Genomic DNA, 15,567 nt, shown 5'->3' with positions numbered 1-15,567 from the left:
AAAACCAATATGTCGGGGTGGTTGCCCATTTTGCAAAAAGAAAACGCCTGATGCATATCAGGCGTTTCGTTTATCTTATAAAGGATGACGTGAGTTAAAGCCTTGATAAATCAAGAGGCTTGCGGCAACTGACGCGTTCAAACTTTGGACATGCCCAATCATTGGAATTGAAAGGGTCTCATCCACAGCCTTTTTCAGCAAAGGTGAGATTCCCTTCCCTTCATTACCAATAATTAAAGCAGTTGGACCTTGGGCATTCCAACGACGATAATCGGCCCCATCCATATCCGTCCCAAAGACCCAAAGGCCTTGTTCCTTCAATTTTTCGACGGTTTGCACAAGGTTAGTGACGCGGGCCACCGGAACGTGCTCAATTGCCCCTGTTGATGTCTTGGCGACAGTTGCCGTCAATTGCACGGCGCGACGCTTAGGAATAATAATCCCGTGCACACCCGCCGCATCAGCAGTACGTAAGATTGATCCAAGGTTGTGTGGATCTTCAATTGAATCCAGAATCAAAATGAATGGTGCTTCATCACGTTCGGCTGCCAAAGCAAACATATCATCAATACTTGCGTAAGCATAAGCCGCAATCGAAAGCACGACCCCTTGATGATTTTGACCATTCGTTAATTCATCCAACTTAGCCTTAGGCGCATCTTGAATAATCAAGCCACGCTTTTTCGCCAAGGTCGTTAGCTCGTTACGGGTCTTGTCTTGCAACCCTGATTGGAGCCACACCTTGTTGATTTGCGTTTCACCCTTTAAGGCTTCGGTTGCTGCATGAATCCCGAAAATAAATTCGGCATCGTCCGTTGCATTGATTTCAGGTGTCACCGCTTTAGGCGCTTGTGAGCGCTTAGCTTGCTTGGGACGATCTTGACGTCCCTTTTGTTTATTATTTTTTGGTTGTACCATTTGCTTTTGTCTTCCCATCTTCGACTTGCTTGAATACCCAGGTTACGAGTTCCTCGAGGCGTTCAATTTGATGACTGGCATAAAGATACCCAACAAGGGCTTCAAAACCAGTTGAAATTCGGTAACTGACCACGTCAGTATTTTTGGCTTTCGTATGTGAATTTGCATTACGTCCACGCTTGAAATAGGTCATTTCTTCGGGTGTCAAATAATCTTCGGCTTCCATCAATGCAAATAAGGCGGCGTGCGCCTTAGCTGAAACGTATTGCTTTGATTGACGTTGCAATTGTTGTGGCTTGGTTAAGCCCATTGCCAAAAGGTGTTGGCGGACATAAATTTCATATACTGCGTCACCCAAATAGGCTAAATCAAGCCCATTCATTTGTTGATAATCTAGTTCATCTGAATTCATATTACATTCTTTCTATGGTCATTAGGCTTTATGCCAACGTGTGCCTTGTGGTGTGTCTTCCAAAATAATGCCTTGTTGCGTGAGCGTATCCCGGATTTCATCAGAACGGTTAAAGTCGCGATTAGCACGCGCTGCATCACGTTCATCAATCAAGGCTTGAATCTCTGCATCAGCATCTGGGGCTGCACTAAAGCCATCAACCCCAAAAACACCCATCAAGGTTTCAATTTGGTGCAAGATTTCTGCCACCGTTTCCGTGTGTACGGTTGTGCGTTCGGCATACTTATTCGCCAGTTCCACTAATTCGTAGACAACTGCCAAAGCATTTTGCACATTGAAATCATCATCCATCGCTGCATCGTACTTGGCCACTAACTCAGTAATTTCCGTCATAACGTCAGCATCAGTTCCGGCAACAGCGTCCCCTTCACGGAAAGCAACGTTACGGTATCCTGTCCGAATCCGTTCCAGATTACGTTCAGCTTGTTGCATATTCCGCTCAGAAAATGCAATTGGACGACGATATTGGGTTGTTGCCATGAAGAAACGCAACACCATTGGATCATCAACTTGTTGCAATAAATCATGTACCGTTGTGAAGTTACCCAAAGACTTTGACATCTTTTCTTCTGCATCCCCAACTGTGACAAAGCCGTTATGCAACCACTTATTCACGAAAGTTTCACCCGTCTTGGCTTCAGTCTGAGCAATTTCATTCGTGTGATGTGGAAAGGCTAAGTCAATTCCACCACCGTGGATATCAAAATGGTTGCCCAAGTACTTCGTTGACATGACCGAGCATTCAATGTGCCAGCCAGGACGGCCTTGGCCCCATGGCGACTCCCACGCAATTTCATCATCACGCTTGGCAGCTTTCCAGACAGCGAAGTCCATTGGATCTTCTTTACGTGCCATTTCGGCATCATCAAGACGTCCTGCCGCATTGTGTTCCATGTCATCAATGTTTTGATGGGCTAATTCGCCATAGTGATTAAACTTACGGGCGCGATAATAAACATCCCCTTCTGATTCATAGGCATAGCCATTATCGATTAAGTCTTGGACAAATTCGATAATCTCTGGAATGTTATCCGTTGCGCGCGGTTGCGTGGTTGCAGGCTTGATATTCAAAGGTTTCGTATCTTCAAAATAAGCCGCAATATATTTATCAGCAAGCGCTGGCACTGTCGTTCCTTGTTCACGGGCTGTGGTGATCATTTTGTCATCAATATCTGTGAAGTTGGAAACATAGTTAACCTTGTAGCCTTTGTATTCGAAGTAACGACGAATCGTATCAAAAGCAATAGCTGAACGTGCGTTACCAATATGAATGTAGTTATATACGGTAGGGCCACAGACATACATATTGATCTCATTTTCATGCATGGGAATAAACTCTTCTTTGGTGAGGCTCAATGTATTAAATACTTTCATGATAAGCTCCGTTCCTTTTCTTATAGAATATTTCTAGTTTAACACAAAAAACGACCAAAAAGTTTTGGCCGTTTTATTCTGAAGTAATTAATATTGGGTACGTTTGCGAATTGCCAGAACAACGATTGCAATCAGTGCAATTGCCCAACTAAATGTTGCCACCAAAACCCCGAGCATAGTTGCTTTGGCAGGAACATACTGCAATTTCAAAACGTTCTGTCCTTGCTTTTGGTTTAGCTTAAGACTTCCAGCAGGTGTGACCTTCAACTTGTCATTGTCTAACTTCTTTTGGTTAAAGATAACCTTAGTCCGGGCGTAAGCCACTGCTGGAACTGTTCGTTCACCACTCTGTTTACCTTGCCAACGTAATTCAAGCACACCATTAGGCTTAACGACGTGTTGATAATGACGTCGTTGTTCAGCGACTTCCTGACGGTACTCACCGTAGAACTTGACCTTGCTATAATCTGCAACTGGTACTGGTAAGTAGTCTGGTGTAATACGATCAACTGACGTAATCAAGCCACTAACATCATGGGTATGCAACAATGGTTGCAAATCAGTTACGTTATGTAGTTGCTTACCCTTATATTGGCCAACAACCGCATTTTCATCAATTGTATTCAATCCTTGAACGATACTAACATTGGGATCCTTATATTGCTTAACACGATTATTCAACGTCACTAAGAATGAGCCAGCAGAAATCAAACTAAGGGTAATCGCGATAAAGCTAACGACCTCCTTAAGGTTCTCACGCTTCTCAAACTGAGCAACTTCAACAAACATAGCCACCGTTCCAATAAAGAGCAATGGAATACCAATTAGCGTAAAGCGAATTGGCATTTGCAAGAAGTTTTGCAAATTAATAAAGTGCTGCCCAATACTACGCCATGGGAGTAAGCTAGTTCCCAAAATAATGTAGATAATACCAAAGATTGAAATCATCCGTGTAATTGGCGCAATCTTATGCCAGAACATAATGAGTCCTGCAATTGCAATGTAGAAGACAAAACCACATACAGTCAAATCAAGACGATCGGGTTTTGGTACGATTAAGTCCATCGTAACTTTATCCAGTTGCATGGCCACCGGTGGCACAATTGTATTGTTCTTAGCCAATTCAAGATATGGCAAGATAATGTTCAAACTCAAAATAAGAGCTGTAAAGGCAGCCAAAACACCATTTAAGAGCGCCTTTAGCTTTTGATTTGAACGGAAGAAACCAAACAAGAATGGCACAATTAAGACTGGCAAAGCCAAAATCATTGTAACGAGTTGCATTTGAGTTACAGCCGCAACAATAATACCAGTTCGGAGCATCGCCTTAAGCGACCAATTGGCATGATAAAAATCTACCATTGGAATAACAAGCAATGGTACCAAAGCCATAGCTAAGGCGCGCCAATTTCCACCAAGCAAATATCCATAAATTGAAATTGATGTCATATACAATGCACCAGTCGCAATTGAGGCTTTGAATGAAACCTTAAGCTTATTCAATGCGGCATAAACGGAAATGCCGGCCGTAAAGAAAATGAGTAAACTTGAAATAATTTCAAATTTAAACCAGTTTCCAGCGATCAACAGTAGGAAACCAAAGAAATAACCGGCTAACGGACTATAAGTCTCATTAACAATTCGTCCTGACTGCTGGAACGAATACAAATTTAAGAAACTAAAATTCTGGTGCTTAATTTGCATTGCTGCTTCATAAACACGATTTAATTGGAAATAACTATCAATTCCTAAAATCGCAGTTCGATGAATCAACATTGGCGTTAGCAAAATAACTGAAATAAATAGCATCAGCAAAATTGCCTTTACATTTTTATGAAGATGAATTTTATGCATTACGTCTGCCCTTACCTATATTTTTTATTATCAAAATCCATATTCGCACGAAAAAACAGGTAATTCAACAGCCGTCTCAATGATTATTAAAAGTCTTAAAACACTTTTATGATAATTATAGATTTGGCACTGTGAATTACCCGTTTATTTTAGTTTACTTCCACCACGTATCAAATACAGTGACGGGTCCTTGACGCTTGTGCTCCGTCTTGGCATACCAATTTTCAATCTTTTCAGCGACATCTTCCGGCACTTCCCGCCCTTCAAGATAGTCATCAATGTTTGTGTAAGTCACACCCAATGCTACTTCATCTGGCAAAGCAGGACGGTCTTCTTCAAGATCGGCGGTTGGTGTCTTTTCATACAAATGCTTTGGTGCATCCAAATATTCGAGAATCTGACGACCTTGGCGCTTATCTAAGCGATGCAAAGGTGTGATGTCAGCGGCACCATCCCCAAACTTCGTGTAGAAACCAGTTACAGCTTCAGCAGCGTGATCAGTTCCAACAACAAGTCCACCGTATTGACCAGCAACAGCGTATTGGAAAATCATACGCTGGCGCGCCTTGATGTTCCCCTTATTAAAGTCAGAAACGTCAACTGTGTTCGCTTCAACTTCCTTTACGGTGTCTTCAGTAACGGATTGAATGTTTACACGAATGGTTCTATCAGCATTTTGCCAAGCAATCGCATCTAAAGCATCTTGTTCATCCGCTTGTTCGTTATATGGTAAACGCATGGCAATGAATTGGTAATCAGCATCACCCGTTTCTTCCCGCAATTCAGTGATAGCTGTTTGCGCCATCTTACCAGCTAGGGTTGAATCTTGGCCACCAGAAATACCAAGGACATAGGTCTTCAAATGCGTTGATTGGAGGTAACCTTTTAATAAATCGACTGAGCGGCGGAATTCCTTAGCTGGATCAATTTCTGGTTGCACACCTAATGCATTAATAATTTCTTGTTGCTTTTCACGCATAGCATTTGCTTCCTTTTTAATTTTAGTATTTTTCTAAGTCTTCGTTTTCACTTGAAAGTTCTTTAACATAAGCACGGATATCATCAATCAATGCCATCTTATTATCCCAAGCCTTCTTAGACAAATCAACTGGATATTCTTGTGGATTCAAATCACGACGGTACTCTGGCCATAGTGCATGCAAGGCTTCGTGTGAGTATTGACGAATCTCTTTAACCGCTGGTGATTCGTAAACGACTTCACCATCGACCACAACGTCATGTAAAATTGGACGCGCCGTGTAGTCCTTAACGGTCTTATTCAAATATGGATAGTTAGGATGGAACATGTATAGGCCTTCGGGCAAATCACGTGGGTCTTCATCACTCAACGCAATGTAGTCACCCTGTGACTTACCATCTTTATTAGAAGTAATGCGCCATACTTGCTTCTTACCTGGTGTTGAGATTTTTTCAGCTGATCCAGAAATTTTAATGGTATCAACCATCTCACCCTTATCATTTTCAATTGAAACAACCTTATAAACACCACCCAAGGCTGGTTGGTCATAGGCTGTAATCAATTTTGTTCCAATACCCCAAACATCAATCTTAGCGTCTTGACGCTTCAAACTTGTGATAGTTTCTTCATCTAAATCATTTGATGCGTAAATCTTCGCATCTGGGAAGCCAGCATCATCCAACATGTGGCGGACACCCTTTGAAAGGTAAGCCATATCACCAGAATCAATACGAACCCCTTGGAAGTTAATCTTATCACCAAATTCTTTGGCAACTCGAATCGCAGCCGGAACACCAGAATGCAATGTGTCATACGTATCAACTAAGAAGACAACGTCACGATGTGTTTCTGCATAGGCCTTGAAGGCTTCATAATCACTACGGTATGTTTGCACCAAACTGTGCGCATGCGTTCCTGAAATCGGAATGTTAAACAACTTTCCGGCGCGGACATTTGACGTTGCGTCAAATCCACCAATATAAGCCGCACGAGTTCCCCACAAAGCAGCATCCATCTCTTGGGCACGACGAGTACCGAATTCTAATAGACCTTGATTGCCGACGACCGTGCGAATACGCGCTGCCTTAGTTGCAATCAGTGTCTGGTAATTTACAATATTTAACAAAGGCGTTTCGATCAATTGCGCATCAAAAACATTTCCTTCAACTTGCAGGATTGGCTCATTGTTAAAGACTGGCTCACCCTCACGTGGTGCACGAACAGTCCCCTTAAAACGCCAGTTTTCCAAATAATCGATAAAGCTTGGGTCAAATTCGCCACTTTCCCGTAAATAAGCAATATCAGTTGCTGAGAAATGTAGTCCGTTAAGATAGTCCAATACACGTTCGAGGCCAGCGAAAATAGCGTAACCATTTTCAAAAGGCATCTTACGGAAATACATTTCAAAGACGGCCTGACGTTCATGGATGCCTTCTAGAAAGTAAGTTTGCATCATTGAAAGTTGATAGGCGTCTGTATGCAACGCTAAACTATCGTCGGGATATTGATTAGTCATGATAAGTCTCCATTGATAAATTTGATTGAATTACATATAAATAAATCTTGTAATATATTTTACCACATCTGATTGTGAAAAGTATAACATGACATTTCTCTAATCAAACTTAAAAAAGTGTTTGACAATCGGAACATTATCATCTAGTATACAAATCAAGGAAATTAAGAGAAACAAGTTGAGCAGGAAAGTAAATTTAAAACACATGTCTCAGAGAAAACAACGTTAGGTGGGAGTTGTTACATGATGTTTGAATTGAAAATGGCCTGTGATTGGCGTTGATGAGCAGCAAGACTGTAAGTTAACGACGTATTGGTCTACGTTACAAGACACACGAATCGGCATAGCATCATATCGCTCACTGCCCGCTCGTTGCCGAGGTCTAGAAGAGCAATTTTCTAGGTAAAGTAGAATGGTAACACGGAAGATCCGTTTCTATATGTATTTTGTTAATCAAAGTACGTGTGGGAACGGGTCTTTTTTTTACCCACTTTTCCTGCAATTCGCCTCATGTCTCTTAAGTCGCATTCATTTAGATATTTTTTATAGGAAAAGGAGTTATATCTATGTCAAAGTTTATTAAGTTTGGAACTATCGCCGCAACTACGCTTATCGCTGCTTCTGCAGCTGCCCCAATTGTTTCTGGTACACCAGTTCATGCGGACAGCAAGCCTACAACCGTTACTGTTGGTCTAGTTGGCTCAGATGAAGCTGATATTTGGAAGGAAGTTGCTAAGACTGCCAAAGATAAGTACAACATTAAGATTAAGACAAAGACGTTCACCGATTACAACCAACCTAACAAGGCTGTTGCTGGAGCCTTCAAGTCTAAGAGCGTCCAAGGTGCTGTTATTAACACCAACTACGCCCAACAAGCTAAGATTAACTTGAAGTCAGCAATTTATGTTGAACCAGTTAACAAGGATTCAAAGCAATGGGTTAACGTGATTGCCGCTAAGAAGAGCAAGGCTGATAAGTCTGCTTACGAGGATGTTGTTAAGGCATACCAAACAAAGGCAACTGAAAAGGCCATCAAGAAGGAACATGGTGATTCAGAAATTCCTGCTTGGAACAAGAAGTTCTAATTCGCATAAATCAATTCGGCGTATGTAGTAATATGTACGCCGATACATATTTTATAAAGGGGAACGCATATGGCTGTTATTGAACTAAAAGATATTAATGTCACATTTAAACAAAAGAAACAAACCATCGTCGCTGTCCAAAACGAGAGCTTAACCGTTGAAAAGGGTGATATCTATGGTATCGTCGGTTACTCTGGGGCTGGTAAGTCAACTTTGGTTCGTACGATTAACTTATTGCAACGTCCAACGTCTGGTTCAGTTAAGGTAAACGGGACTGAAATGACTGACCTATCACCAAACGCGTTGCGAGATGAACGTAAAAATATCGGAATGATTTTCCAACACTTCAATTTGATGGATGAATTGACAGTATTTGGAAATGTCGCACAACCATTAAAGCACAGTAAGCTTTCAAAAACTGAAAAGAAGGCTAAGATTGATCACTTACTTGAATTAGTGGGACTATCAGATCGTAGCGATAACTACCCTGCTCAACTTTCAGGGGGACAAAAGCAACGTGTTGCCATTGCCCGAGCATTGGCGAATGATCCTGAAATCCTCATTTCGGATGAAGCAACTTCAGCGCTTGACCCTAAGACGACTAATCAAATTCTTGGTATCTTGAAGCGCCTTAATGAAGAACTTGGCCTAACCATTGTTTTGATTACACACGAAATGCAAGCCATTAAGGAAATTGCCAATAAGGTTGCTGTCATGGAAGATGGAACCATCATCGAACGTGGTAGCTTACTTGAAATCTTCACGAACCCACAACAAAAGTTAACAAAGGACTTCATTAACACGGCTACAAACCGTGATGAAGCTTTACTCAATGTTCGTGAACTATTGCGTGAAAAGCCATTGGCTAGTGATGAACAGCTATATCAAATCAACTACGTTGGTAACGATACAGCACAACCACTTCTTTCAACAATCTACGCTGATTACCAAGTCACGACTAACATTCTTTACTCAAACATGGAAATCCTGACAAAGACTCCGGTTGGTCTAGCCATCGTTGTACTTAAGGGAGCTGATGAGAATATTCGGACTGCGGTCTCAAGCTTAGTTGATCACGGTGTGCACGTCACACAGCTAGATGCAGAAAAGGAGGATGCTTAATATGCTAGAATGGATTCAAACAAATCTCCCTGGTGTTTATTCCCTTGGTTGGGGCGGTGACTCTGGTTGGGGAACGTCAATTGCCCAAACGCTTTATATGACCCTTGGAGCTGCTGTATTCGGTGGCTTGCTTGGATTAGCCTTTGGAATCGGATTAGTGATTACCGATGAACATGGTATTCGTGCCAATCGGACAGTTTTTGAAATTCTTGATAAAGTTGTCTCAATTGGACGTGCAATCCCATTCATTATCATGGTAGTTGTCTTCTCACCTTTGACACAATTAATCACAGGAACGACTATTGGAACAACAGCTGCTTTAGTTCCATTGTCACTAGGTGTCTTCCCTTTCTATGCCCGTCAGGTACAAGTTGCCTTACTCGGTGTTTCAGATGGTAAAGTTGAAGCAGCTCGTTCATTTGGGGCAAGCAACTGGGATATTATCCACGATGTTTACCTTCGTGAAGGTCGCTCAGAACTTGTTCGTGTTTCAACTGTCACAATGATCAGCTTGGTTGGGCTTACCGCCATGGCTGGAGCTATTGGTGCTGGTGGACTTGGAACCACAGCGATTGTTACTGGATACCAACGTTTCCAAAACGACGTTATGTGGACAGCAACCATCCTAATTCTTCTCTTCATCGTCTTGATTCAATTCGTTGGAGACTTGATTGCGCGACACTACAGTCACCATTAATCAATATAAATAAAAGGACGTCTAACTTAACCGTTAGACGTCCTTTTTGTTATCGCTGTGTTTGCACCTTGAATATCTCCGTTACTACACATTTAGTATGTCATTACAAACTAAAAGACCATGTTGTATTGACCTACCGCATAGACGAGCTTCAAAAATACCTATGTATAAAAAAACCTCGCACATCAGCGAGCGCGATGATCAAAGATCACCATTCAACCTAGACTTGGCCGAAGCCATCATCGTAACGGTTTATACTCAAAGATATGAGAGATTCCATTGTTAATTTTTGTTATTAATCAACTAATAAATTAGTCAACCAATTCCAAGATAACCATTGGAGCAGCGTCTCCACGACGTGCATCCAACTTCAAGATACGAGTGTAACCACCCGCACGTCCTTCAAAACGTGGTGCAACATTGTCAAACAAGAATTGCACTGCATTTTGAATCTTGATGTTATCATCTTCGGTCGTTTGTACGTCTGCAACGACATTACGCATGAAAGCAGCGGCCTTACGGCGTGAAGCCAAGTCACCACGCTTACCAAGTGTAATCATCTTATCTGCAGTACGACGAACTTCCTTCGCGCGAGCTTCAGTCGTTTCGATACGACCGTTAATCAACAATGAAGTTGTTAAATCACGCAACATAGCCTTACGTTGTGAGCTAGTACGTCCCAACTTACGGTATCCCATGAGTGTATCCTCCTTTTCTTGGAATTCTATTTATTTAATTTAATCTTCCTTGCGGAACCCTAAATCATGCTGAGCCAGCTTATCCTGGATTTCGTCAAGTGACTTGCGGCCTAGATTACGAACAGTCATCATTTGAGCTTCTGAGCGATCAGTAAGCTCTTGAATTGTGTTGATTCCAGCACGCTTTAGACAATTATATGAGCGGACAGATAGATCCAATTCTTCAATTGGAACTTCAGCATGTTTGCTCGTTGTCGTTTCTTCCTTGTCTACCATAACTTGTGTCTCAGCGGCACGTTCTGATAGTTCAATAAATGGCTTCAAGTGATCTGATAGAACACGCGCAGCCAAAGAAATTGCTTCTGTAGCTGTTAATGAACCGTCGGTCCAGATATCCATCGTCAACTTATCATAATCGTTACGTTGACCAACACGAGTTTCTTCAACTTGATAATTTACGCGTTCGATTGGGGTAAAGATTGAATCAATTGCTAGAACACCAATAGGCGTATCTTCATGCAATTCCTTATTCTGGTCACCTGAAACATAACCGCGACCGCGAACAGCAGTCACCGTCATATGCAAAGTAGCACCAGCAGCAACAGTTGCAATGTATTGATCCTTATTCAAGACCTCCACATCAGCATCACCAACGAAATCGCCGGCAGTTACTGTTGCGGGTCCATTAACATTTACTTCGAGCGTCTTCTCATCATCACTATCGATACGCATTGAAACCTTTTTAAGGTTTAAGATGATTTGCGTGACATCTTCAACAACTCCTTCGACCGTTGAAAATTCATGCAAAACGCCATCAATTTGTACTGAGTTGATTGCCGCACCGGGCAATGAAGACAACAATACACGGCGTAGGGAGTTACCCAAAGTAGTTCCGTAACCACGTTCAAGCGGCTCAACCACAAACTTACCGTAATTACTATCCTCTTCAACCAGTGTAATCTTTGGGTTTTCGAATTCAAGCATACTGTTTGTTACCCCTTTCAAAGCATTGTGTGCTAACTAGTTGCATCAACAATTAGACACGACGACGCTTTGGTGGACGTGAACCGTTGTGAGGTACTGGAGTAACATCCTTAATGGCTGTTACTTCAAGACCAGCAGCGGCTAACGCACGAATAGCTGACTCACGTCCTGAACCAGGACCCTTGACAGTTACTTCAACAGTCTTCATGCCGTTTTCCATAGCTGACTTAGCAGCTGCTTCAGCAGCCATTTGTGCAGCGAATGGTGTAGACTTACGGCTACCCTTGAATCCAAGAGCACCAGCTGATGACCATGATACTGCGTTACCTTGAACGTCAGTAATCATGACAATCGTGTTGTTGAACGTTGCGTGAATGTGAGCTACACCACTTTCAACGTTCTTTTTAACACGACGCTTACGATTTGTACGACCTGCCATAATCAAGTAATCTCCTTCCTTTAAAAATTAATTACTTCTTCTTACCTGCAATAGAAACAGCTGGGCCTTTACGTGTACGTGCATTGTTCTTCGTGTTTTGACCACGAACGGGCAAATTACGACGATGACGTAGACCACGGTATGATCCCATTTCCTTCAAGTTCTTAATGTTCATTGAAACTTCGCGACGCAAGTCACCTTCCACCTTGATACCATCAACGATGGCACGGATGGCGTCTTCTTGGTCGGGAGTTAAGTCACGAACACGAACGTCTTCAGAAACACCAGCTTCAGAAAGAATCTTTTCTGCAGTTGTGTTACCGATTCCGTATACATATGTCAATGCAATCACGATACGCTTATCGCGAGGCAAATCAACACCAGCAATACGAGCCATTACGATTACCTCCTATATTTTTTATTGTTTCAAGAATGCAATTAAGCACCTTGACGTTGCTTGTGCTTAGGGTTTGCAGAGCAAATCACCATAACACGACCGTTACGCTTAACCACTTTACAGTGATCGCACATAGGCTTTACAGATGGACGAACCTTCATAATATTTACCTCCCCTTGGATTTTTGACCGTTAAATTACTTAATATAACGATACGTAATACGACCCTTAGTCAAATCATATGGCGACATTTCTACCGTCACACGATCTCCTGGTAAGATACGAATAAAGTTCTTACGAATCTTACCTGAAACGTGAGCTAAGATAGTCGCCCCGTTTTCCAATTCAACGGTAAACATGGCATTAGGCATAGTTTCTTTCACAATGCCTGAAATTTCAATAACATCTTTGGCCACGTTGCTGCCTCCTTAGTGTGACATTGGAGAACGTAACACGTAATTATACCACACTGAATTTGAATATCCAATATGATATTTACGAATTACTACCCCAAGTTATCCAATACTGTTTCAACATCAGTGAACACATCATCTAGGTCTTTTGCACCATCGATTTTGTGTAGGACACCCTTATCCGCATAAAACTCAGCAATAGGTTCTGTCAACTCACCATTGACGTTCAAGCGATTTTGGATGACTTCAGGAGTGTCATCAGCTCGACCACGAGCCATCATTCGTTGAACTAGAACATCATTGTCAGCAGTAAAGTAAAGCACAGCGTTAATATCGCGGCCTTGCTTTGCCAACATTTGTTCTAAAGCTTCAGCTTGTTCAATGTTACGTGGATAACCATCAAGAATGAATCCATTTTTGGTATCATCTTGAGCTAACCGTTCTTCTACGATACCGTTTGTCACTTCATCAGGGACAAGGTTACCGGCATCCATATAAGACTTTGCTTTCAAACCAAGTTCAGTTTCGTTAGCCATAGCCTCACGGAACATATCACCGGTACTAATATGTGGCAAGTTGTAAGTTTCAACAATCTTTGCAGCTTGAGTACCCTTTCCTACGCCAGGTAAACCTAGCAATACGATATTCTTGCTCATTTTGCTTTGACTCCTTCTTGAATAAAACCAACATACTGACGCTTCATTAACAATCCTTCCAATTGACGAATCAAATCAAGAGCAACACCGATAACGATCAAAATTGATGTACCAGACATTGCCAATTGACCATCTAAGCCAAAGGCGTGGGTAGCTAGAACCGGTGTCAGTGCAACGAATCCTAGGAAGAATGCTCCGACCACAGACAGACGCATCAAAAGACCAGATAACCAGTTTTCTGTTGCACGTCCAGGTCGAACGCCCACAATATAACTCCCTTGCTTTTGTAAATTCTCAGCAACTTTTTCAGGGTTAACCTGAACAAAGGCGTAGAAGAATGTAAACAAGACAATTAGTGCAGTATATAAAATACCACCTTGTACAGTTTGCATGTTTAGGTATTGCATGATTGTCGTGTACCAAGGAGCATCTCCAAACTTAGTTGCAAATAATTGCAAAATCGTTTGTGGCGTCACCATGATTGATGACGCAAAGATAACAGGGATCACACCAGCAACATTGACTTTCAAAGGTAGGTAAGATGTACTTCCAGAACCCTTTGCTTGTCGTGTATATTGCATTGGAATTTTACGGATTGCTTGGTTAAACCAAGTGATAAACCCGACAACAATCAAAAAGATGATTAAAATTCCAATCATGAAAGCCCAACCTCGCGCTTGGTCGGCACTAACAATGACATGTTCTCTGAACAACTTGTATACAGACGCAGGTACTCGTGCAATAATTCCTGCGAAAATCAACATTGAGACACCTTGGCCAAGTCCGTGACTTGTAATCATGTCACCAAGCCAAACAGCAAACATAGTTCCGGCGGTTAAAATAAACCCGATCAGAATGTATGTTTGCGCATTGGGCGTGCTGACTAAGTTCACTTGACTTAGTTGATTAAACCCAGCAGTAATTCCAATAGATTGGACGAACGCTAGGAAAATAGTCAAATAGCGGGTCACTTGGTTTAACTTACGTCGACCAACTTCACCTTGTTTTGACCATTCAACAAATCGTGGCACAATATCCATTTGAAGGAGCTGTACCACGATTTGTGCAGTAACGTATGGTGAAACTCCCATTGCGAACAATGAATAATTTGTAAGACCACCACCGCTAAACATATTCAAAATGCTGCCGAGTCCAGAAGATGCAACGTCCTGTAGTGCCAACGGATTAATACCAGGAATGGTAATTTGAGCACCGATTCTGTATACAATCAAAATCGCTAAAGTGAAGAACAATTTATTACGAATGTCTTTAACTTTTAGAGATTGGAACACGGTTTTTAGCATTAAATCACCTCAGTCTTACCACCAGCTGCTTCAATTGCTGAAACGGCTGAAGCTGAGAACTTGTTAGCTTTAACAGTCAAAGACTTCTCTAATTGACCGTTTGCTAAGATCTTAATGCCACTAAGTTCGTTCTTAACAATACCTGATTCAACCAACAATGCTGGTGTAACTTCAGTACCGTTATCAAACTTGTTCAACGCATCAAGGTTTACGACAGCGTAATCCTTGCGGTTGATGTTCGTAAATCCACGCTTTGGCTTACGACGGAACAAAGGCATTTGTCCACCTTCGAAGCCCATGCGTACCTTACTACGAGCCTTTTGACCTTTTTGACCACGTCCAGCGGTCTTTCCATTACCAGATGATTCACCACGTCCAACACGGTTGCGGACTGAGCGTGAACCCTCGGCTGTTTGGAGTTCATTAAGCTTCATTAGGGTTGTACCTCCTTCAAAGCAATCTAATAACTACTTAACTACTTCAACAGTAATTAAGTGAGCAATCTTAAATAGTGCACCACGCGTTGCTGCGTTGTCAGGCAATACGACTGAAGAGTTCACCTTGTTCAAACCAAGTGACTTAACAATCGCGCGCTGATTTGGCTTACGGTGAGCAGCACTCTTAACAAGTGTAACCTTTACTTGATCGGTCATTTTCTGC

At 42.0% G+C, this 15,567-nt stretch carries 19 protein-coding genes and 1 other annotated feature; of the genes, 3 read left to right on the top strand and 16 right to left on the bottom strand.

Annotated elements, in window-relative coordinates; translation table 11 throughout:
• Nucleotides 1-75 precede the first annotated feature (75 nt).
• The 6 genes from rlmB to IE337_RS01060 form a co-directional block, all read right to left on the bottom strand.
• Nucleotides 76-918 carry a 23S rRNA (guanosine(2251)-2'-O)-methyltransferase RlmB gene (gene rlmB / locus IE337_RS01085; protein ID WP_423841170.1) on the bottom strand — a complete coding sequence of 281 codons (843 nt, stop codon included), beginning with the start codon at nt 916-918 and terminating at the stop codon, nt 76-78.
• A complete protein-coding gene (locus IE337_RS01080) occupies nt 899-1,330 on the bottom strand; it encodes a Mini-ribonuclease 3 (RefSeq protein WP_057745257.1) in 432 nt (143 codons plus the stop codon). The genes rlmB and IE337_RS01080 overlap by 20 nt, the downstream gene beginning before the upstream one ends.
• A 21-nt stretch (nt 1,331-1,351) precedes the next feature.
• Complete coding sequence (cysS, locus tag IE337_RS01075; RefSeq protein WP_191136855.1) at nt 1,352-2,767, bottom strand: cysteine--tRNA ligase; 1,416 nt, start codon at nt 2,765-2,767, stop codon at nt 1,352-1,354.
• 84 nt (nt 2,768-2,851) lie between these two features.
• Nucleotides 2,852-4,618 (bottom strand): glycosyltransferase family protein, encoded by a 1,767-nt coding sequence (locus IE337_RS01070; RefSeq protein ID WP_191136474.1) that lies wholly within the window; start codon nt 4,616-4,618, stop codon nt 2,852-2,854.
• A gap of 154 nt (nt 4,619-4,772) precedes the next feature.
• On the bottom strand, nt 4,773-5,597 hold the full coding sequence (gene nadE, locus IE337_RS01065) for an ammonia-dependent NAD(+) synthetase (RefSeq protein WP_191136473.1): 825 nt from the start codon (nt 5,595-5,597) through the stop codon (nt 4,773-4,775).
• A gap of 22 nt (nt 5,598-5,619) precedes the next feature.
• A complete protein-coding gene (locus IE337_RS01060; RefSeq protein ID WP_057745245.1) occupies nt 5,620-7,113 on the bottom strand; it encodes a nicotinate phosphoribosyltransferase in 1,494 nt (497 codons plus the stop codon).
• A 169-nt stretch (nt 7,114-7,282) separates the two neighbouring features.
• Nucleotides 7,283-7,553 (top strand) — a binding site (T-box leader).
• A 126-nt stretch (nt 7,554-7,679) separates the two neighbouring features.
• Between IE337_RS01060 and IE337_RS01055 the strand changes: the two genes are divergently transcribed.
• The 3 genes from IE337_RS01055 (at nt 7,680) to IE337_RS01045 (ending at nt 10,017) form a co-directional block, all read left to right on the top strand.
• Nucleotides 7,680-8,198: a MetQ/NlpA family ABC transporter substrate-binding protein gene (locus IE337_RS01055; protein ID WP_191136472.1), complete on the top strand. Its 519-nt coding sequence runs from the start codon at nt 7,680-7,682 to the stop codon at nt 8,196-8,198.
• A 69-nt stretch (nt 8,199-8,267) separates the two neighbouring features.
• The gene (locus IE337_RS01050) at nt 8,268-9,320 is read left to right on the top strand and encodes a methionine ABC transporter ATP-binding protein (RefSeq protein WP_057745239.1); all 1,053 of its coding nucleotides are present in this window, start codon (nt 8,268-8,270) and stop codon (nt 9,318-9,320) included.
• 1 nt (nt 9,321) lies between these two features.
• On the top strand, nt 9,322-10,017 hold the full coding sequence (locus tag IE337_RS01045; protein ID WP_057745235.1) for a methionine ABC transporter permease: 696 nt from the start codon (nt 9,322-9,324) through the stop codon (nt 10,015-10,017).
• A 311-nt stretch (nt 10,018-10,328) separates the two neighbouring features.
• Here IE337_RS01045 and rplQ read toward each other — a convergent pair whose 3' ends face one another.
• The 10 genes from rplQ to rpmD all read right to left on the bottom strand — a co-directional run bounded on the left by rplQ (nt 10,329) and on the right by rpmD (nt 15,560).
• Nucleotides 10,329-10,715 carry a 50S ribosomal protein L17 gene (gene rplQ / locus IE337_RS01040; protein ID WP_057745232.1) on the bottom strand — a complete coding sequence of 129 codons (387 nt, stop codon included), beginning with the start codon at nt 10,713-10,715 and terminating at the stop codon, nt 10,329-10,331.
• Between the two features lie 39 nt (nt 10,716-10,754).
• Nucleotides 10,755-11,699, bottom strand: a complete 945-nt coding sequence (locus IE337_RS01035; protein ID WP_057745229.1) for a DNA-directed RNA polymerase subunit alpha — start codon at nt 11,697-11,699, stop codon at nt 10,755-10,757.
• Nucleotides 11,700-11,751: 52 nt separating this feature from the next.
• Nucleotides 11,752-12,138: a 30S ribosomal protein S11 gene (gene rpsK, locus IE337_RS01030; protein WP_057745226.1), complete on the bottom strand. Its 387-nt coding sequence runs from the start codon at nt 12,136-12,138 to the stop codon at nt 11,752-11,754.
• Nucleotides 12,139-12,169: 31 nt separating this feature from the next.
• The gene (gene rpsM / locus IE337_RS01025; RefSeq protein ID WP_057745223.1) at nt 12,170-12,535 is read right to left on the bottom strand and encodes a 30S ribosomal protein S13; all 366 of its coding nucleotides are present in this window, start codon (nt 12,533-12,535) and stop codon (nt 12,170-12,172) included.
• A gap of 41 nt (nt 12,536-12,576) precedes the next feature.
• Nucleotides 12,577-12,696, bottom strand: a complete 120-nt coding sequence (gene rpmJ / locus IE337_RS01020) for a 50S ribosomal protein L36 (RefSeq protein ID WP_057745219.1) — start codon at nt 12,694-12,696, stop codon at nt 12,577-12,579.
• A gap of 35 nt (nt 12,697-12,731) precedes the next feature.
• Nucleotides 12,732-12,950, bottom strand: coding sequence for a translation initiation factor IF-1 (gene infA / locus IE337_RS01015; RefSeq protein WP_057745217.1), 219 nt, complete (start codon nt 12,948-12,950; stop codon nt 12,732-12,734).
• 89 nt (nt 12,951-13,039) lie between these two features.
• Nucleotides 13,040-13,603, bottom strand: coding sequence for an adenylate kinase (locus IE337_RS01010; RefSeq protein WP_057745214.1), 564 nt, complete (start codon nt 13,601-13,603; stop codon nt 13,040-13,042).
• Entirely contained in the window at nt 13,600-14,907 is a 1,308-nt protein-coding gene (gene secY, locus IE337_RS01005) for a preprotein translocase subunit SecY (protein ID WP_191136471.1), read from the bottom strand. The genes IE337_RS01010 and secY overlap by 4 nt, the downstream gene beginning before the upstream one ends.
• Nucleotides 14,907-15,341, bottom strand: a complete 435-nt coding sequence (gene rplO, locus IE337_RS01000; RefSeq protein ID WP_057745208.1) for a 50S ribosomal protein L15 — start codon at nt 15,339-15,341, stop codon at nt 14,907-14,909. The genes secY and rplO overlap by 1 nt, the downstream gene beginning before the upstream one ends.
• Before the next feature lie 33 nt (nt 15,342-15,374).
• Nucleotides 15,375-15,560 (bottom strand): 50S ribosomal protein L30, encoded by a 186-nt coding sequence (gene rpmD / locus IE337_RS00995; protein ID WP_022791519.1) that lies wholly within the window; start codon nt 15,558-15,560, stop codon nt 15,375-15,377.
• Nucleotides 15,561-15,567 lie beyond the last annotated feature (7 nt).

Source organism: Weissella viridescens, assembly GCF_014789145.1.
Taxonomy (GTDB): Bacteria; Bacillota; Bacilli; order Lactobacillales; family Lactobacillaceae; genus Weissella; species Weissella viridescens.
This window is presented reverse-complemented; position numbering and strand designations above follow the sequence as displayed.